At 62.2% G+C, this 18,329-nt stretch carries 15 protein-coding genes and 1 pseudogene; 8 read left to right on the plus strand and 8 right to left on the minus strand.

The window, feature by feature from the left end:
* Window positions 1–76 precede the first annotated feature (76 nt).
* Window positions 77–1,108, plus strand: a pseudogene (locus BMW74_RS25735) (cache domain-containing protein); the annotation flags it as partial.
* A 93-nt stretch (window positions 1,109–1,201) separates the two neighbouring features.
* A complete protein-coding gene (locus BMW74_RS25740) occupies window positions 1,202–1,966 on the plus strand; it encodes a methyl-accepting chemotaxis protein (RefSeq protein WP_371911757.1) in 765 nt (254 codons plus the stop codon).
* Between the two features lie 13 nt (window positions 1,967–1,979).
* On the opposite strand, the gene BMW74_RS25235 is transcribed toward BMW74_RS25740, so the two are convergent.
* Both BMW74_RS25235 and purU read right to left on the minus strand, forming a co-directional pair.
* Entirely contained in the window at window positions 1,980–2,153 is a 174-nt protein-coding gene (locus BMW74_RS25235; RefSeq protein ID WP_175479234.1) for a hypothetical protein, read from the minus strand.
* Window positions 2,154–2,225: 72 nt separating this feature from the next.
* The gene (gene purU / locus BMW74_RS15725) at window positions 2,226–3,074 is read right to left on the minus strand and encodes a formyltetrahydrofolate deformylase (protein WP_093422822.1); all 849 of its coding nucleotides are present in this window, start codon (window positions 3,072–3,074) and stop codon (window positions 2,226–2,228) included.
* 511 nt (window positions 3,075–3,585) lie between these two features.
* Between purU and mvaT the strand changes: the two genes are divergently transcribed.
* Window positions 3,586–3,960: a histone-like nucleoid-structuring protein MvaT gene (gene mvaT, locus BMW74_RS15730; RefSeq protein WP_005790963.1), complete on the plus strand. Its 375-nt coding sequence runs from the start codon at window positions 3,586–3,588 to the stop codon at window positions 3,958–3,960.
* 97 nt (window positions 3,961–4,057) lie between these two features.
* On the opposite strand, the gene sbcB is transcribed toward mvaT, so the two are convergent.
* The 3 genes from sbcB to BMW74_RS15745 all read right to left on the minus strand — a co-directional run bounded on the left by sbcB (window position 4,058) and on the right by BMW74_RS15745 (window position 6,676).
* On the minus strand, window positions 4,058–5,485 hold the full coding sequence (gene sbcB / locus BMW74_RS15735) for an exodeoxyribonuclease I (RefSeq protein WP_093422826.1): 1,428 nt from the start codon (window positions 5,483–5,485) through the stop codon (window positions 4,058–4,060).
* A gap of 225 nt (window positions 5,486–5,710) precedes the next feature.
* Window positions 5,711–6,070 carry a PilZ domain-containing protein gene (locus BMW74_RS15740; RefSeq protein WP_093422830.1) on the minus strand — a complete coding sequence of 120 codons (360 nt, stop codon included), beginning with the start codon at window positions 6,068–6,070 and terminating at the stop codon, window positions 5,711–5,713.
* Window positions 6,071–6,301: 231 nt separating this feature from the next.
* The gene (locus BMW74_RS15745; RefSeq protein ID WP_093422834.1) at window positions 6,302–6,676 is read right to left on the minus strand and encodes a tetratricopeptide repeat protein; all 375 of its coding nucleotides are present in this window, start codon (window positions 6,674–6,676) and stop codon (window positions 6,302–6,304) included.
* A gap of 156 nt (window positions 6,677–6,832) precedes the next feature.
* On the opposite strand from BMW74_RS15745, the gene pyk reads away from it, so the two are divergent.
* Window positions 6,833–8,284, plus strand: coding sequence for a pyruvate kinase (gene pyk, locus BMW74_RS15750; RefSeq protein WP_093422838.1), 1,452 nt, complete (start codon window positions 6,833–6,835; stop codon window positions 8,282–8,284).
* A 180-nt stretch (window positions 8,285–8,464) separates the two neighbouring features.
* On the opposite strand, the gene BMW74_RS15755 is transcribed toward pyk, so the two are convergent.
* From BMW74_RS15755 to BMW74_RS15765, 3 genes are read right to left on the minus strand one after another with little or no spacing between them, the layout of a single operon-like run.
* A complete protein-coding gene (locus BMW74_RS15755) occupies window positions 8,465–9,214 on the minus strand; it encodes an enoyl-CoA hydratase-related protein (RefSeq protein ID WP_093422842.1) in 750 nt (249 codons plus the stop codon).
* Between the two features lie 29 nt (window positions 9,215–9,243).
* Complete coding sequence (locus BMW74_RS15760; protein ID WP_093422848.1) at window positions 9,244–10,179, minus strand: iron-sulfur-binding ferredoxin reductase; 936 nt, start codon at window positions 10,177–10,179, stop codon at window positions 9,244–9,246.
* Window positions 10,172–11,278 (minus strand): GGDEF domain-containing protein, encoded by a 1,107-nt coding sequence (locus BMW74_RS15765; RefSeq protein ID WP_093422852.1) that lies wholly within the window; start codon window positions 11,276–11,278, stop codon window positions 10,172–10,174. The genes BMW74_RS15760 and BMW74_RS15765 overlap by 8 nt, the downstream gene beginning before the upstream one ends.
* Window positions 11,279–11,585: 307 nt before the next feature.
* Between BMW74_RS15765 and BMW74_RS15770 the strand changes: the two genes are divergently transcribed.
* From BMW74_RS15770 to BMW74_RS15785, 4 genes are all read left to right on the plus strand, one after another.
* Complete coding sequence (locus tag BMW74_RS15770; RefSeq protein ID WP_093422856.1) at window positions 11,586–13,109, plus strand: fumarate hydratase; 1,524 nt, start codon at window positions 11,586–11,588, stop codon at window positions 13,107–13,109.
* 175 nt (window positions 13,110–13,284) lie between these two features.
* On the plus strand, window positions 13,285–15,051 hold the full coding sequence (locus BMW74_RS15775; RefSeq protein WP_093422860.1) for an ATP-binding protein: 1,767 nt from the start codon (window positions 13,285–13,287) through the stop codon (window positions 15,049–15,051).
* Window positions 15,045–16,379, plus strand: coding sequence for a sigma-54-dependent transcriptional regulator (locus tag BMW74_RS15780; protein WP_093422865.1), 1,335 nt, complete (start codon window positions 15,045–15,047; stop codon window positions 16,377–16,379). Before BMW74_RS15775 ends, BMW74_RS15780 begins: the two co-directional genes overlap by 7 nt.
* A gap of 312 nt (window positions 16,380–16,691) precedes the next feature.
* Entirely contained in the window at window positions 16,692–18,011 is a 1,320-nt protein-coding gene (locus BMW74_RS15785; RefSeq protein ID WP_093422870.1) for an MFS transporter, read from the plus strand.
* Window positions 18,012–18,329 lie beyond the last annotated feature (318 nt).

The following is an 18,329-nucleotide window of genomic DNA, read 5'->3' on the forward strand; positions in this document are numbered from 1 at the left end:
ACGCGCACCCCTAGTTTGCACGCATTTGCACCGCAATACGCCCCATACAATAAGACCTTAGCGGACCCCAAAAGCCATGAACAAAAATCTGCGCTTCAGCCATAAAATACTTCTGGCTGCCACCCTTGTCGTCATTGCCGCATTTGCCTCGTTCAGCCTGTACAACGACTCCCTACAGCGCCAGGCAATTACCCAGGACCTGGATAATTACCTGCATGAAATGGGTGATGTCACCGCAAACAACATTCAAACCTGGCTGGCCGGGCGCATTCTGCTGATCGACAACCTCGCCCAGAACATCGCCCTCAACCCTGACGATGCCCATGTTGCCCAGTTGCTGGAGCAGAAAACCCTGACATCCACCTTCATGGCGACCTACATGGCCGCCGTCGGTGGCAGCTTCGCTATCCGGCCGGACGTGACGATGCCCGCCAGCTTCGACCCGCGCACCCGTCCCTGGTACAAAGGTGCCGAGAACAGCTCCACCGCGACACTCACCGAACCCTACGTCGACGCGGCCACCGGCCAGACCATCATTTCCATTGCCACCGCCTCGCGCAAAGCCGGAGAGATGGTTGGCGTGGTGGGTGGCGACCTGAACCTGCAGACCCTGATCGACAACCTCAAGGCCCTGACGTTCGACGGTATCGGGTATGCGTTCCTGGTCAACGCCGACGGCCGGATCCTGGTGCACCCGGATAAAGCCCTGCTGACGAAGACCCTCAGCCAAGCGTATCCACACGACACGCCTGGCATCAGTCGCCAGATCTCGGAGACCGAGGTCGACGGCAACACGCGCATCTTCACCTTCTCCCAGATCAAGGGCCTGCCGTCCGTCGACTGGTACATCGGCCTGTCCGTGGACAAGGACAAAGCCTTCGGGATGCTCAGCGCGTTCCGGGCCTCGGCGCTGGTGGCGACCCTGATTGCCGTGGCGTCGATCATCGCCCTGCTCGGCATGTTGATCCGCGTCCTGATCCGGCCACTGCACATCATGACCCGCGCCATGCAGGACATCGCCGACGGTGAAGGCGACCTGACCCGCCGCCTGACCATCCAGAACCAGGACGAGTTCGGCATGCTGGGCAACGCCTTCAACCGTTTCGTCGAGCGTATCCACGGTTCGATCCGCGAGGTGTCGTCGGCCACCGAACGGGTCAACGAAGTCGCCTTGCGCGTCGTCAGCGCCTCGAACTCATCGATGCTCAACAGCGACGAACAGGCCAGCCGTACCAACAGCGTCGCCGCCGCCATCAACCAATTGGGAGCCGCCGCCCAGGAAATCGCCCACAACGCCGCACAAGCATCGCACCAGGCCAGCGATGCCCGCAGCCTGGCCGAAGATGGCCAGCAAGTGGTCGAGCGCAGTATTGCGGCGATGAATCAACTGTCGAGCATGCTCAGCGCCTCCAGCAGCAACATCGAATCGCTGAACAGCAAGACCGTGAACATCGGGCAGATCCTCGAAGTCATCACCAGCATTTCCCAGCAAACCAACTTACTGGCACTCAACGCCGCCATTGAGGCGGCGCGCGCCGGCGAGGCGGGGCGTGGGTTTGCGGTCGTGGCCGATGAGGTACGCAACCTGGCACACCGCACACAAGAGTCAGCGCAGCAGGTACAGACCATGATTGAAGAGCTGCAGGTCGGCGCCCGCGAGTCCGTCAGCACCATGGGCGACAGCCAGCGCCACAGCCAGGACAGCGTGGAGATCGCCAACCTGGCCGGTGAACGCCTGAACAGCGTAACCCTGCGCATTGGCGAAATCGACGGCATGAACCAGTCGGTAGCCACCGCCACCGAGGAGCAGACCGCGGTCGTGGAGTCGATCAACATGGACATCACCCACATCAACACCCTCAATCAGGAAGGTGTCGAGAACCTGCAGTCCACGTTGCGCGCCTGCTCCGACCTGGCACAGCAGGCCGCACGCCTGAAACAATTGGTCGGCAGTTTTCGGATCTAGCGGTCGGACAACCTCAGGGTTTTGAGTCTGGCTCAGACTTTTCCTGCCGTTGCTCCCAAAGCTCGGCGGCACCGGGAAACTCGGTGCCGTCTTCGGTGCTCAACGCATCCGGGTCGTAACGACTCAGGCAGCCCTCCCCCAACGTAGCGGGGGCCTTGGCAGTGGCTTTATCCAGTGGATCGCTCATGGCCCACACCTTAAAACGAAAAAGGGCCCCAAGCGTACAACGCTTGGGGCCCTTTGGCATTCCGGCGATGTATCAGAACACCACGGTCTTGTTGCCGTGTACCAGCACGCGGTCTTCCAGGTGATAGCGCAGGCCACGGGCCAGCACCATTTTCTCGACGTCACGGCCGAAACGCACCATGTCTTCGATACTGTCACTGTGGCTGACACGCACCACGTCCTGCTCGATGATAGGACCGGCGTCCAGTTCCTCGGTGACGTAGTGGCAGGTTGCGCCAATCAGCTTCACGCCGCGCATCGAGGCCTGGTGGTAAGGCTTGGCGCCCACAAATGAAGGCAGGAAGCTGTGGTGGATGTTGATGACCTTGTGCGCGTACTCGGTGCACAACGCCGGCGGCAGGATTTGCATGTAGCGCGCCAGCACCACCACTTCGGCGTCGTGCTGCTTGACCAGGCGCGAGACTTCGGCGAATGCCGGTTCTTTATCCTGCGGGTCTACCGGTACGTGGTAGTAAGGAATACCGTGCCACTCGACCATGCTACGCAAGTCGTTGTGGTTGGAAATCACGCAAGAGATTTCACAGTCCAACTCGTCGCTGTGCCAGCGGTGCAGCAGGTCCGCCAGGCAGTGAGACTCGCGGCTGGCCATCAGTACAACGCGTTTCTTTTGTGCCGTGTCGGTGATCCGCCAGTTCATCGAGAACTCTTCGGCTATTGGCGCAAACGCCTCACGAAACGCTTCGAGACCAAATGGCAGCGAGTCGGCACGAATTTCGTGACGCATGAAGAACCAGCCACTGAGATTGTCCGAGTGATGGCTCGCTTCAGTGATCCAGCCATTGTGTGACGCCAGAAAGTTACTGACCTTAGCAACAATACCGACGCCGTCCGGGCAAGCGATCACTAGCCGAAAGGTACGCATGGGGGGAGAACTCCAGAACTTCGCAAAGTCCGCCATTCTAGCGATTGCGCAGCAAAACTGCAGTATTCCTTCAGCGGTTGTCGATCTACCCACCGCTCGGCCCGAGGGGCCAGCCAGCAGGTTTCCTATGCTAGTGTCCTGTCTTGGAAATACGTTACCTTTTTGACGAGCATCTGTTGCTGCCAGGCAAGGCGCCGCGACGAGTCATAGCAGGGCTATGGCGAGGAGTGGCAACGCAGCATGGCGGCGACAGGTGCCGTCAAAAGGGAACAGCTTATTTCCGAGACAGGACACTAGAACCTCAATCATTCATTGTTGAAAATAGACAAGAAGGTTTTTGTGAATAACTGTGAGCCGTCTCACGGTATTTTAAGTGTGAAACGATTTTTCACGGCGCCTTACATTAATTACATCAAATAAAAACCCGCTTAATTGTTTACTTGATGAAACACCCTGACTATTATTACGCCACTGTCCCCTGTCATTCAGCCTCAAAGATAAGGTAAGCCTCATGTCCCTGATCAACGAATACCGCGCCACCGAAGAAGCAATCAAAGAGCTACAAGCCCGTTTGAAGAACCTGTCCCAAGACGACAAACTGCAAACCGAGCTGGAATTCGAAGGCAAACTGCGCACCCTGATGGGCGAATACTCCAAATCCCTGCGCGACATCATCGCCCTGCTGGATCCGGAATCCAAAGTTAAAGCGCCACGCGGCGCAGTGAAAACTACCGGCACCAAGCGCGCTCGCAAGGTTAAACAATACAAAAACCCGCACAACGGCGAAGTCATCGAAACCAAAGGCGGCAACCACAAGACGCTGAAAGAGTGGAAAGCCAAGTGGGGCGGCGACGTGGTTGAAGGCTGGGCTACCCTGCTGGGCTAAGCCGCTCCCCCTGTCGCAGGGTTCATTTGCGAACAAAAAAACGCCAGCGAACGCTGGCTTTTTTTTGGCTGTTATTCAGCCCGTGTATGCACGGTATTCAAAGTCCCAGGCGTTCACCCAGTGAATCGGCATAGGCGTTCCACTCATTGAGTATCTGACGCTCAATATCGCTCGCACTTAGTGAGCATTGTGCCGCCGCCTCATTAAAACCGTGCAAGGTATTGGGTGCTCCCCATCGAGCATCTGACAAACGTTGCTGACAGAATAATCGCCAGCGCTCCTGTTCCTGTGCACTCAACGTGTCAGGAAAGTTACGAGCGCGATAACGAAATAATAATTCCGGCAAACGTTCATCATCGAACGGCCATTGCTCTTGCGCTAATTGCTTTGGATCCGACCCGCGCACTTGCTCACATAAACGCCGGTCCCGATCACCCATGAAGCCGTCGTACAACTGTTGCTCCGGGTCTTCACTGGGGACAAAGTCTTCGCGGGCATAAATCGCCTGAACTTTATCTTTCCAAACAGCCTGTGCGTCACTTAGCCGCAACGCTCGCGCTTGATAGAGGTCCATGTCCAACTGCAGTCGTTGCTGATCGGCGGCACGCAACACCGACAGCGGTGCCACCACCGGACAGCGATTGATGTGAATCAGCTTCAGCGGCACCGGCAACTCACCGGCAGGCAAGTCCTCGCGACGGGTGTACAAGCGTTCGCGCAGGGTCTCGGCATCCTGATCGAGCAGACACTGGGGGTCCAGGTGCAGGTCGCAGACGATCAAGGCATTGCGATTGCGCGGATGCCAAGCCAGCGGCAGGACCACGCCAACATAGCTGCGCGCCGCGGAAAAGCGCCCGGAGATATGCACCATCGGTTGCAGCAGGCGGATCTGGTCCATGACGTTCTGCTTGCTGCGCAGCTTGAACAGCCAATCGTAGAGCTTCGGCTGCCGGTCACGGACCAAGCGCGCCAGGGCGATGGTCGCGCGCACGTCGGACAAGGCATCGTGGGCCTGGCCATGGTCGATGCCGTTGGCCGCCGTCAGGCGTTCGAGTTTCAGCGTGACCCGGCCCTCGTCTTCCGGCCACACAATGCCGTCCGGGCGCAATGCGTAGGCGGCGCGCACCACATCAATCAGGTCCCAGCGACTGTTACCGCCCTGCCACTCCCGCGCATAGGGGTCAAAGAAGTTGCGATAGAGGCTGTAGCGAGTGACTTCATCGTCGAAACGCAACGTGTTGTAACCGGCGCCGCAGGTACCCGGGGCCGCGAGTTGCGCATGCACCCGGGTCATAAAGTCTGCTTCGCTCAACCCCCGCTCGGCCAGGCGACTGGGGGTAATCCCGGTGATCAGGCAGGCGACCGGGTGCGGCAGGATGTCGTCACTGGGCTGGCAATAGAGATTGACCGGCTCATCGATTTCGTTGAGGTCAACGTCCGTGCGAATGCCGGCCATTTGCAGCGCACGGTCACAGCGCGGTGAGATACCGGTGGTTTCGTAGTCGTACCAGAAGATAGAGGTCACGGGCTGTTCCTGTACTTGAGACCGGCAAAGTCTAGGCGTTCAAGCACCGCGCCGACCAGCACTGTTGCCATCGAGCCATTTCTGATCTTGTCTCACAGGGTTATGTCGTTCGTCGCTGCGCTGCTCAATGGCGTCGACTACTTGAATACACGCACGGGCCGATTTGGGCAGCGCCTTGGTGACGCGCTACCTGAGCGGGAAGAAAGCCAGCGTGCTCTGACTGGACTACGCCGAAGCCGACACCGGATTAAAGCTGAAGTAGCGCTGCAAGGCCTCCACCAGTTGCCCGTACTCCGCCGGCGCACGCTGCACGACAAACCCGGCATCGTAGTGCTGGGGCGTGGCGTCTTCATGGCACCACAGGCAACAGGCCCGAAGGTCGATCACCTGCGAGAGACCGTCGCTGGCAGGAACCTTCAAACGCAGGTCAAACACCGCGCCCACCATCATCGGCAACTGGCTGATCAGCATCAGCCCATCCTCGGACACATTGCCAATAAAGCCCACGGGCTTGTCGGTGACGCTGTTGAACACTTTCAGAAAACACGGCAACTGGTGCCGCTCGATCCGGCGCTCTGTGAACATGCTGAGTATCGCTTTGCCTTGACCCTTAAGCAGGGTCGCACTAATGCTTCGCAACAAACCCGCCTGGCAGGCCCGCTGTCCCCGATCCCGGTGCGAACAGCTGTGCTGCCCGTTCGCGCTACCTCTGCCGATCACAGGTATTAACAACCTTCAGGCGCAACACGCCAGAACGTCGTCATCAAAGATTAGCTCAAGGCTGACACACGGCCAGCCTTTAAATGACAGTCAGCATTACAACGCCGCAGGAAGGCTCTTGGCGCTGCTGCGCGGTGGGTACCAGCCCAGTGACTGCAAGGTTTCCAGGCGGGCCCGGGCGCGATAGGCGTACTCGTTGTTCGGGTACTGGGCCATGATGAACTGATAGGTCTGCGCGGCATCGACGTACAGCTTCTGGCGCTCCAGGCACTGCCCTCGCAGCATCGACACCTCAGGCTGGATGTACCGCCGGGCGCGGCTGTCGCGGTCGACCTGGGACAATTCGAGCATCACGTCCTCGCACCGGCCCCGATCATAGGCCCGGTAGGCATTGTTCAAATGATGGTCCATCGACCAACGGGTGCAGCCCACGGCACTGAGGGCAAGGGCGGCTATAAGCACGAATCGCATGAGGGTTCTCCTGTCTTGAGCGTTATATCGACCTGCCGGCAAAAATCTTCAATGCGCCGCGCTCAACAAAGAAAGCAATAAGTAGTGCACACGAACAATGACTACAACTGCGGAGCATAGTAGCCTCACTCAGCGCTTGAACTCAGGAGTCTTTGCATGTCCGTCCGTCGTACCAAAATCGTCGCTACCCTTGGCCCGGCCAGTAACTCGCCGGAAGTTCTCGAACAACTGATCCTGGCTGGCCTGGACGTTGCCCGCCTGAACTTCTCCCACGGCACCCCCGACGAGCACAAGGCTCGCGCCAAACTGGTCCGTGACCTGGCCGCCAAGCACGGCCGTTTCGTTGCCCTGCTGGGTGACCTGCAAGGCCCGAAAATCCGTATCGCCAAGTTCGCCAACAAGCGCATCGAGCTCAAGATTGGTGATCAATTCACCTTCTCCACCAGCCATCCGCTGACCGACGGCAACCAGCACGTGGTCGGTATCGACTACCCGGACCTGGTCAAGGATTGCGGTGTGGGCGACGAGCTGCTGCTCGACGACGGCCGCGTGGTCATGCGTGTCGACACCGCCACCGTCACCGAACTGAACTGCACCGTGATCATCGGCGGCCCGCTGTCGGATCACAAAGGCATCAACCGTCGTGGTGGCGGCCTGACCGCGCCAGCGCTGACGGAGAAAGACAAGGCCGACATCAAGCTCGCCGCCGAAATGGAAGTCGACTACCTCGCGGTGTCCTTCCCACGTGACGCTGCCGACATGGAATACGCCCGTCAACTGCGCGACGAAGCCGGCGGCACCGCCTGGCTGGTGGCGAAGATCGAACGCGCCGAAGCCGTGGCCGACGACGAAACCCTCGACGGCCTGATCAAGGCGTCCGACGCCGTGATGGTGGCCCGTGGCGACCTGGGCGTGGAAATCGGTGACGCCGAACTGATCGGTATCCAGAAGAAAATCATCCTGCACGCCCGCCGCCACAATAAAGCGGTGATCGTGGCGACCCAGATGATGGAGTCGATGATCCAGAACCCGATGCCGACCCGTGCCGAAGTGTCCGACGTGGCCAACGCCGTGCTCGACTACACCGACGCCGTGATGCTCTCGGCTGAAAGTGCTGCCGGCCCGTACCCGCTGGAAGCGGTCCAGGCCATGGCGCGCATCTGTGTCGGTGCCGAGAAGCACCCGACCAGCAAGACCTCCAGCCACCGCATCGGCAAGGTGTTCGAAAGCTGCGACCAGAGCATCGCCCTGGCCGCCATGTACACCGCCAACCACTTCCCCGGTGTAAAGGCGATCATCGCCCTGACCGAAAGTGGCTACACGCCGCTGATCATGTCGCGCATCCGTTCCTCGATACCGATCTACGCGTTCTCCCCGCACCGCGAGGCACAGGCCCGTGCGGCCATGTTCCGTGGCGTCTACACCGTGCCGTTCGACCCGGCATCGCTGCCGCCAGAGCAAGTCAGCCAGGCCGCGATCGACGAGTTGCTCAAGCGCGGCGTCGTGGAAAAAGGCGACTGGGTCATCCTGACCAAGGGCGACAGCTACCACACTACCGGTGGCACCAACGGCATGAAGATCCTGCACGTTGGCGACAAGATGGTCTAAGTAAGCCAGCGCTGAAACGAAAAAGCCCCGCCATGTGAATGGCGGGGCTTTTTGCGTTCTGACTCAATGATTGCGGTGACGGGTCGACCCTCTTCGCGAGCAGGCTCGCTCCCACAGGGATTTAGGGTGAGACATCGATCCAGTGTGGGAGCGAGCCTGCTCGCGAACGGGTCACCTCGATCATGATCGATTGATAAACCCCATCAACGCCGCAACGGCCTCCGGCGAACGCAAGCGCTGGACGAACAGTTTGCCCTCGTCCTCCACCACCTTACGCAATAGCTCCCTGTCCGGCGCCTTCATCAGTTGCTTGCTGATGCGCACCGCTTCGGGTGGCAGCGTGTCGAAGCGCAGCGCCATCTCCCGCGCCTTGGCGAACGCCGCTTCGCCATTGGGCAGGGCTTGGGTGGCAATGCCCCAGGCCGCCGCCTGTTCACCGTTGAAACCTTCGCCCAACAGCAGCAACTCGGCGGCTTTGGCCTGGCCGAGCAGGCGCGGCAGGATCAGGCTGGAGCCGAACTCCGGGCACAGTCCCAGGTTGACGAACGGCATGCGCAACTTGGCGTCGACGCTGATGTACACCAGGTCGCAATGCAGCAACAGGGTGGTGCCGATACCCACGGCGGCGCCTGCAACGGCGGCGATCACCGGCTTGCGGCACTCCAGCAGGCTGCGCATGAACTGGAACACCGGGCTGGTGAGGTCGCTGGGCGGCTCCTGGAGGAAGTCGCCGATGTCGTTGCCGGCGGTAAAGCACGTGTGACTGCCGGTGATCAGGATCGCGTTGATCCCGGGGTCGCTATCAGCCTGTTGCAGCGCGTCGGCCAACTGGCTGTACATGGCGCGGGTCAGGGCGTTTTTCTTGTCCGGGCGATTCAGGCGCAGCGTCAGCAACCCGCCCTCGCGTTCCAGCAAAATGGCGTTGGTCATGGTGAGTCTCAGGATTTGAACGTCAGCGCTCAACCACGGGGCAGGAACACATCGGCCAGCAGTTGGTTACGCGGCAGCCCTGCCAGGTACAAACGCCGGGCGAAGGCATCGACGCGGTCAGGGTGTCCGCAGAGTAAGGCCAGGGTTTGCCGGGAAACAAGGCGCAATTGCGCCAAAGCCGCTGTCAGCTCGGCCGCCGTCAGCAGCTCGATGGTCAGGTTGGGGTGATTGACGGCCAGTGCGGCCAAGGGTTTGGCCAGGTAGTGTTCGCTCGCGTCATGGGCCAGGTGGATCACCCGGATCGGCCCTTGATGGCCCTGGCGCAGCGCCTCGCGCAACACCCCGAACAGCGGCCCCAGGCCGGTGCCCGCCGCCAGCAACCAGAGCGGTCGGGCGCACCAGTCGGGGTCGTAGTGCAAGGCACCACCGCGCAACTCGCCCAAGCGGATCGAGTCGCCGACCTCCAGGCGCCGTGCCGCATCGCTGAATGCCCCCGGCAGGCGACAGTCGAGGTGAAACTCCAGGAAGCGATCCTCCAGCGGCAGGCTGGCCAGCGAGTACGGGCGTGCCACGCTGCCTGCCCACAGCACCAGATGCTGCCCGGCCCGGTAGCGCAACGGCCGCTCGGGTGCCAGGCGCAGGCGCAGGACACTGGGGCTCAGCCAGTCTGCGGCCTCGACCACGGCGGGCGAGCCATCGAGCAGCGGATCGAACACCGCCACCTGCACGTCATCCACCACCTCGCACTGACAGGCCAGGCGCCAACCTTGCTCGCGCTGTGCGGCGCTCAGGGCGTCGGGGCGACGGTCGCTGACCTCGCCACGCAGGCAGTGCACCAGACACGCATGACAACTGCCGGCACGACAGCTATAGGGCACCGACACGCCGTTGCGATTCAAGGCGTCCAGCAGATTACTGCCCGGCGCCACGCTGAACCGATGCTCTCCCACCTGCAGTTCAGGCATGGCTGTTCTCCCACGCCGCCGCGCAGCGATTACGGCCATCGCGCTTGGCGCGGTACAGCGCCTGGTCGGCACGTTGCAGGGCCTCATCCAGGTCATCGCCGTAGCCCAGCAAGGTCATGCCGGCCGACAGGCTCAATGGCTTGACGTTCAGCCCGATCAGCTCGACGTCGGTAAAGGCCACCCGCAGCCGCTCGCAACAGGCGGTCAGCCGTTCGGCATCACAATCGGGCAACAACAATACAAATTCTTCGCCACCGTAGCGCGCCAACACATCCCCCTCACGTACACAGGCACTGGCCACGGCAGCGAAGGCTTGCAACACCTGGTCGCCCGCCGCATGGCCGTGGACATCGTTGATCCGCTTGAAGTGGTCGAGGTCGATCAGCGCCAGGCCATGCACCGCGCCCTCTTCCATGCTGTGCAGCTCACGGCTGGCCAGGCGCAGAAAGTGTCGGCGGTTGAACAACCCGGTCAGTTCATCGGTGGCCACCAGGTCTTCAAGCTGGCGCATCATCCCGCGCAGGGTGTCTTGATGCGCCTGCAAGGCAAAGCGCCGTTGGCGCATACGCAGGCGCGAGGCCTGGACATAGCTGGCATACAACGCCAGCCACACCAGCACGATGAACAGGACACACACCTGCAGCGCCGCCAGCGCCGGGTCAACCAGTTGGAAGGTGTAACCCTCCCACAGGTTGATGCTGGCAAAACTGAAGAACACCAGGGCCGCGCAGCGGACAAACACCCGACGCGGCAGGTGAAACAAGCCGAACAGCAGGATCAACACGTAGAACACCAGAAAAGCGCCACGGGCCGGGCCCAGGTGGGCGATCAGCCAGGTTTGCCAGCCCAGGCCCAGCAGCACTTGCACTTCAGTCAGGCTCGGGTCGGAGAACCGCAGGTTGCGCCCGCTGAAGAACAGCGCGAACAGCACCGACTGGCTGAGCATCACCAGCACCGTCGCCACCAGCGCGCTGCGCACTGAGCCTTGGAAGTGTCCGCTGAAGATCGCCAGCCAGACCAGCAGCAACGCCAGCGCATAGGTGCCCGTCGCCAGGATAAAGCGCTTGAGCAACAGGTTCTGGATAGCGTTATCGGTCAATCGAGGGCTCACCGTGCAAAGGGAGGCGGACACGCGCCCCCCTAGAGGTTAGTGGCCACTGTAGTGGCGCGGCTGAAAAATGACCAATCAATTTTTGGACCGTCCCAGGTGGCCGGCAATCGCCCCAATGCGACCTTCGTTTGACTGCCGGCGGATGTGCCCGACCTGGATGCACGGTATACTGCCGCGCCTTTTTAGCGTCGCGCCAGCAACCTCGGCGTGGCTTCAAAGGTGCTTGCGACCGACCGATGCACCCAAGCCGCAGGCACCTTATTAAATGTTCCCGTCTTTTAGAGGAGCGCGACTCATGACCGTGATCAAGCAAGACGACCTGATTCAGAGCGTTGCTGACGCCCTGCAGTTCATTTCCTACTACCATCCCGTGGATTTCATCCAGGCGATGCACGAGGCCTACCTGCGCGAAGAGTCGCCGGCAGCCCGCGACTCGATCGCTCAGATCCTGATCAACTCGCGCATGTGTGCCACCGGCCACCGCCCGATCTGCCAGGACACCGGCATCGTCACCGTGTTCGTGCGCGTGGGCATGGACGTGCGCTGGGATGGCGCCACCATGGGCCTGGACGACATGATCAACGAAGGCGTGCGTCGCGCCTACAATCTACCGGAAAACGTCCTGCGGGCCTCGATCCTCGCCGACCCGGCCGGTGCTCGCAAGAACACCAAGGACAACACCCCGGCCGTGATCCACTATTCCATCGTCCCGGGTAACACCGTGGAAGTGGACGTGGCGGCCAAGGGCGGCGGTTCCGAGAACAAGTCGAAAATGGCCATGCTCAACCCGTCCGACTCGATCGTCGACTGGGTGCTCAAGACCGTTCCGACCATGGGCGCTGGCTGGTGCCCGCCGGGCATGCTGGGCATTGGTATCGGCGGCACCGCCGAGAAAGCCGCAGTGATGGCCAAGCAAGTGTTGATGGAGTCCATCGACATCCACGAACTCAAGGCCCGTGGCCCACAGAACCGTCTCGAAGAGATGCGCCTGGAGCTGTTCGAGAAGGTCAACCAACTGGGCATCGGCGCCCAGGGCCTGGGCGGCCTGACCACCGTGCTCGACGTCAAGATCATGGACTACCCGACCCACGCCGCCTCCCTGCCGGTGTGCATGATCCCGAACTGCGCCGCCACTCGTCACGCGCACTTCGTGCTCGACGGCAGCGGCCCGGCGTCCCTGGAAGCGCCGCCGTTGGACGCCTACCCGGAAATCGTCTGGGAAGCTGGCCCATCGGCCCGTCGCGTCAACCTCGACACCCTGACGCCAGAAGACGTACAGAGCTGGAAGCCGGGCGAAACCGTGTTGCTCAACGGCAAAATGCTCACCGGTCGCGACGCCGCGCACAAGCGCATGGTCGAGATGCTGAACAAGGGCGAAACCCTGCCGGTGGACCTCAAGGGTCGCTTCATCTACTACGTCGGCCCGGTTGATCCGGTGCGCGAAGAAGTGGTTGGCCCGGCGGGCCCGACGACCGCGACGCGGATGGACAAGTTCACCCGCCAGATCCTCGAACAAACCGGCCTGCTGGGCATGATCGGCAAGTCCGAGCGCGGCCCGACCGCCATCGAAGCGATCAAGGACCACAAGGCCGTCTACCTGATGGCCGTCGGCGGCGCGGCTTACCTGGTGGCGCAAGCCATCAAGAAATCCCGCGTGGTGGCATTCGCCGAGCTGGGCATGGAAGCGATCTACGAGTTCGACGTCAAGGACATGCCCGTGACCGTTGCCGTCGACAGCAATGGCGAATCGGTGCACATCACCGGTCCAGCCATCTGGCAGAAGAAGATCAGCGAGAGCCTGGCGGTCGAAGTGCAGTAAGCCTTCCGACCCACCGATAAAGGCGCCCGGGGCTCAATGCCCCGGGCGCCTTTTTTATTGCCCGCCTCCGCGCAAGACAAAGGTTGCTGAATGGTTCAGGGCAACTTCGGTCACGTCCTGGCAGCGCACCGCATGCTATCGTGCGCCCCCCGAACTTGTAGCCTGTGTCCACCGCATGCCGCCTATCTATCGTTCCCTGCGCCTGTCGCTCTACATCCTGCTGATCGTGGCCGGCACCGTCCTGGTGACCACCGCCGCGATGCGCCACGCCGAGCGCCAGGCCCTGAAGGACGACGCCCAGCGCGCCAGCCAGCAGCTTGGGCTGTATGGCAATGCCCTGCACACCCTGATCGAACGCTACCGCGCCCTGCCCGCCGTGCTGGCGCTGGACCCGCAGCTACGCACCGCGCTGGCCGGGCCCGTGACACCTGCGCAACAAGACCTGCTCAACCGCAAGCTGGAAAAGATCAACGGCGCGGCCGAGTCCTCGACCCTGGAGTTGCTCGATCACACCGGCCTGGCCGTGGCCGCCAGTAACTGGCGCTTGCCCAGCAGCTACGTCGGCCACAACTACGGCTTTCGCCCCTACTTCCGCCAGACCCGCAGCCAGGGCAGCGGGCGGTTTTATGCGGTGGGCGTGACCAGCGGGATCCCCGGCTACTTCCTGTCGAGTGCGGTGACCGGCGACAACGACGAGTTTCTCGGCGCCATGGTGGTCAAGCTTGAGTTCCCGGAACTGGAGCGCGAATGGCAGCAAGGCACCGACACCCTGCTGGTCAGCGACGCCAAAGGCATTGTGTTCATCGCCAACCAGCCCGGCTGGCGCTATCGGCTGCTGGGCGCGCTCTCCGACAGCGACCGGGCCGAGATCACGAGCACGCGCCAATACGACAAACAAACACTCATCCCGCTGGCCTACCGCGAAGTCCGGCGCTTTGACGACAACAGCTACCTGGCCCGTGTCGACGGCCCCCAGGGTTCGGCCGAGTACCTGTGGGAATCCCTGCCCCTGAACGCCGAAGGCTGGACCCTGCACCTGCTGCGCCGGCCACAGGTGGCCTTCGAAGACGTGCGCAATGCCGGGCTGGCCGCCGCCGGTGTGTGGCTGACCCTGGTGTTTGTGCTGCTATTCCTCAGCCAGCGCTGGCGCATCGCCAAGCTGCGCCAGCGCAGCCGCGAAGAGCTCGAGCGCCTGGTTGAAGAACGCACCCGCGAACTGCGCACCGCCCAGGACGGCCTGGTGCAATCGGCCAAGCTGGCGGCGCTGGGACAGATGTCGGCAGCCCTGGCCCATGAGATCAACCAGCCGCTCACCGCCCAACGCATGCAGCTCGCGACCTTGCGCCTGCTGCTCGATCACGGCCGGGTCGATGACGCCTACAAGGCCCTCAAGCCGGTGGACGAGATGCTGACCCGCATGGCCGCCCTCACCAGCCACCTCAAGACCTTCGCCCGCAAGAGCCCCAGCGGCCTGCGCGAGCGCCTGGACCTGGCGGCCGTGGTCGACCAGTCGCTGCACTTGCTCGAAGCACGCCTGCGCGATGAACAGATCGACTGCACGGTGCAACTGACCCGCCCGGCCTGGGTGCGCGGTGATGCGATTCGCCTGGAACAGGTGCTGATCAACCTGTTGCGCAATGCCCTGGACGCCATGCGCGACAAGCCCGGCAAACGCCTGCGGGTCGAGCTGGAAGCCGACCAACAGCTGTGGCGCCTGAGTGTTTCCGACAGCGGCGGCGGGATCGCCGAGCAGAACCTGGTGAACGTGTTCGACCCGTTCTTCACCACCAAGCCCGTGGGCGATGGCCTGGGCCTGGGGCTGGCGGTCTCGTTTGCCATCGTGCATGAACTGGGTGGACGCCTGACCGCCGCCAACCAGGGCGACGGTGCGGTCTTTACCCTGACCCTGCCGATCGACCTGGAGGCGCACATCCCATGCTGAACGCGGTGATTGTGGTCGATGACGAACGCAGCATTCGTGAGGCCGTCGAACAATGGCTCAGCCTCTCGGGCTTCGAGGTGACGCTGTTCAGCCGCGCCGAAGAGTGCCTGGCGCAACTGCCGGCGAACTTCCCCGGGGTGATCTTGAGCGATGTGCGCATGCCCGGCATCAGCGGCCTTGAGCTGCTGGCCCGGGTGCAACAGCTCGATCGCGACTTGCCGGTGATCCTGCTGACCGGCCACGGCGACGTGCCGATGGCGGTGGAAGCCATGCGCGACGGCGCCTACGACTTCCTCGAAAAACCCTTCAGCCCCGAGACCCTGCTCAACGGCCTGCGCCGGGCGCTGGACAAGCGTCGCCTGATCCTGGAGAACCGCGCCCTGCACGAACAGGCCGACAACCGCAGCAAACTCGATAGCACCTTGCTGGGCGTGTCCCGCAGCTTGCAGACCCTGCGTCGCCAGGTGCTGGACCTCGCCGCGTTGCCGGTGAACGTGGTGATTCGCGGCGAAACCGGCAGCGGCAAGGAACTGGTCGCCCGCTGCCTGCATGATTTCGGCCCGCGCGCCGACAAGCCGTTCGTGGCGCTGAACTGTGCGGCGATCCCCGAACAACTGTTCGAAGCCGAGCTGTTCGGTCATGAGAGCGGCGCCTTTACCGGCGCCCAGGGCAAGCGCATCGGCAAGTTGGAATACGCGCACGGCGGCACCTTGTTCCTCGATGAAATCGAAAGCATGCCGCTGGCCCAGCAGGTCAAGCTGCTGCGGGTGTTGCAGGAGCAGAAGCTCGAACGACTGGGGTCCAACCAGAGCATTGACGTGGACCTGCGGATCATCGCCGCGACCAAGCCCGATCTGCTCGATGAGGCCCGTGCCGGGCGTTTTCGCGAAGACCTGGCGTACCGGCTCAACGTCGCGCAACTGCGCCTGCCGCCGGTGCGCGAGCGGCGCGAAGACATTCCCTTGCTGTACGAACACTTCGCCTACACCGCGGCGCAACGCCTGGGACGCAGCGTCAACCCCTTGAGCGGCGCACAGCTGAGCCGGTTGCTGAGCCACGACTGGCCAGGCAACGTCCGTGAACTGGCCAACGCCGCCGAACGCCAGGTGCTGGGGCTGGATGAACCCGAACTGGCCGGCAGCGAGCCCGGCCATTCCCTGGCGGCCCAACAGGAAGCCTTCGAGGCCCAATGCCTGCGCGCCGCCCTGACCCGGCACAAAGGTGAGATCAAGGCCGTGCTCGAAGAGCTGCAACTGCCGCGACGCACCTTCAATGAGAAGATGCAGCGCCATGGGTTGAGCCGGGAGATGTTTGTCCCCGGGCAGTGATTTTTGTGCTGTCTGTACCGGCCTCTTCGCGAGCGGGTTCGCTCCCACATTGGAGGGATGGTGCACCTGAGAACCCGGTCACCTGTGGGCGCGAGCCTGCTCGCGAAGGGGCCGGCCCACACACCGCTATCCACCCGCCCTGCACTAAGCGGATTTCCGCTCACCCACCACAGGCCATGAGCGGATTACCGCTCAAAAAGATTGCCAAACCCCTCTAAACCGCCCCTTCCAGACTTGGCACAGGTCCTGCTATCCCCTGTGCAGGCTGCGCTTCAACGCGCTCCACAAAAACAATTAAATGAAGGATCCGTCATGGATAACTCGCAAACCCTGCCCCTTGGCTCGGCCGCTTCGCCTGCCAAGGAAAGAACCACTGCCAGCCGCATCAAATCCATCTTCAGCGGCTCGGTCGGCAACATGGTCGAGTGGTACGACTGGTACGTCTACGCCGCGTTCTCCCTGTACTTCGCCAAGACCTTCTTCCCCGCCGGCTCCAGCACCGCGCAACTGATGAACACCGCCGCGATCTTCGCCGTGGGCTTCCTGATGCGCCCAATCGGTGGCTGGCTGATGGGCCTCTACGCCGACCGCAAGGGGCGCAAGGCTGCCTTGATGGCCTCGGTGCTGTTGATGTGCTTCGGCTCCCTGCTGATCGCCCTGAGCCCGGGCTATGAAACCATCGGCATCGGCGCGCCGATCCTGCTGATCTTCGCCCGCTTGCTCCAAGGCCTGTCGGTCGGCGGCGAGTACGGCACCTCGGCGACCTACCTGAGCGAGATGGCGACCAAGGAACGTCGCGGCTTCTTCTCCAGCTTCCAATACGTGACCCTGATCTCCGGCCAGCTCATCGCCCTGGCGGTGCTGATCGTGCTGCAACAAACCCTGACCACCGAGCAGCTGTATGCCTGGGGCTGGCGTATCCCGTTCGCCATCGGTGCCCTGTGCGCCGTCGTCGCGCTGTACCTGCGTCGCGGCATGGAAGAAACCGAGTCGTTCACCAAGAAGGAAAAGTCCAAGGAAAGCGCGATGCGCACCTTGATGCGTCACCCCAAGGAACTGATGACCGTGGTCGGCCTGACCATGGGTGGCACCCTGGCCTTCTACACCTACACCACGTACATGCAGAAGTACCTGGTGAACACCGTGGGCATGAGCATCAGCGACTCCACCACCATCTCGGCGGCGACGCTGTTCCTGTTCATGTGCATCCAGCCACTGGTGGGCGGGCTGTCGGACAAGATCGGCCGTCGCCCGATTCTGATTGCCTTCGGCGTGCTGGGGACCTTGTTCACCGTGCCGATCCTGATGACCCTGCACACCATCCAGACCTGGTGGGGTGCGTTCTTCCTGATCATGGCGGCGCTGATCATCGTCAGCGGCTACACCTCGATCAACGCGGTGGTCAAGGCCGAGCTGTTCCCCACCGAGATCCGCGCCCTGGGCGTCGGCCTGCCGTATGCACTGACCGTGTCGATCTTCGGCGGCACCGCTGAATACATCGCGCTGTGGTTCAAGAGCATCGGCATGGAAACCGGCTACTACTGGTACGTGACCGCGTGCATCGCCGTGTCGTTGGTGGTCTACCTGACCATGAAGGACACCCGCAAGCACTCGCGGATCGAGACCGACTGAATCACTGAGCACGCCTCCTGCCCCAGTGCCCGTTAGCTAGGGCACTCAACACCTGTGGGCGCGAGCCTGCTCGCGAAAGCGCTGTGTCAGCCGACATCAATGTCACTGACCGATAGCCTTCGCGAGCAGGCTCGCTCCCACAGGGACTTCGCGTCACGGACTGGAATGACTCCAGCCTCCCCCCGCCTCGCAAAATTAATCATCGGTTAATTCCCCTGCCCCATTCTGTGCGTGTGAGAGCCCTGATCGAGGTCTGATCCGGCCCCACACAGCAGGCCCTGAAAGCGCCGTTTGGGCACCGATGCCGACGGACATAAC

Source organism: Pseudomonas sp. ok272, from assembly GCF_900109995.1.
Lineage (GTDB): Bacteria > Pseudomonadota > Gammaproteobacteria > Pseudomonadales > Pseudomonadaceae > Aquipseudomonas.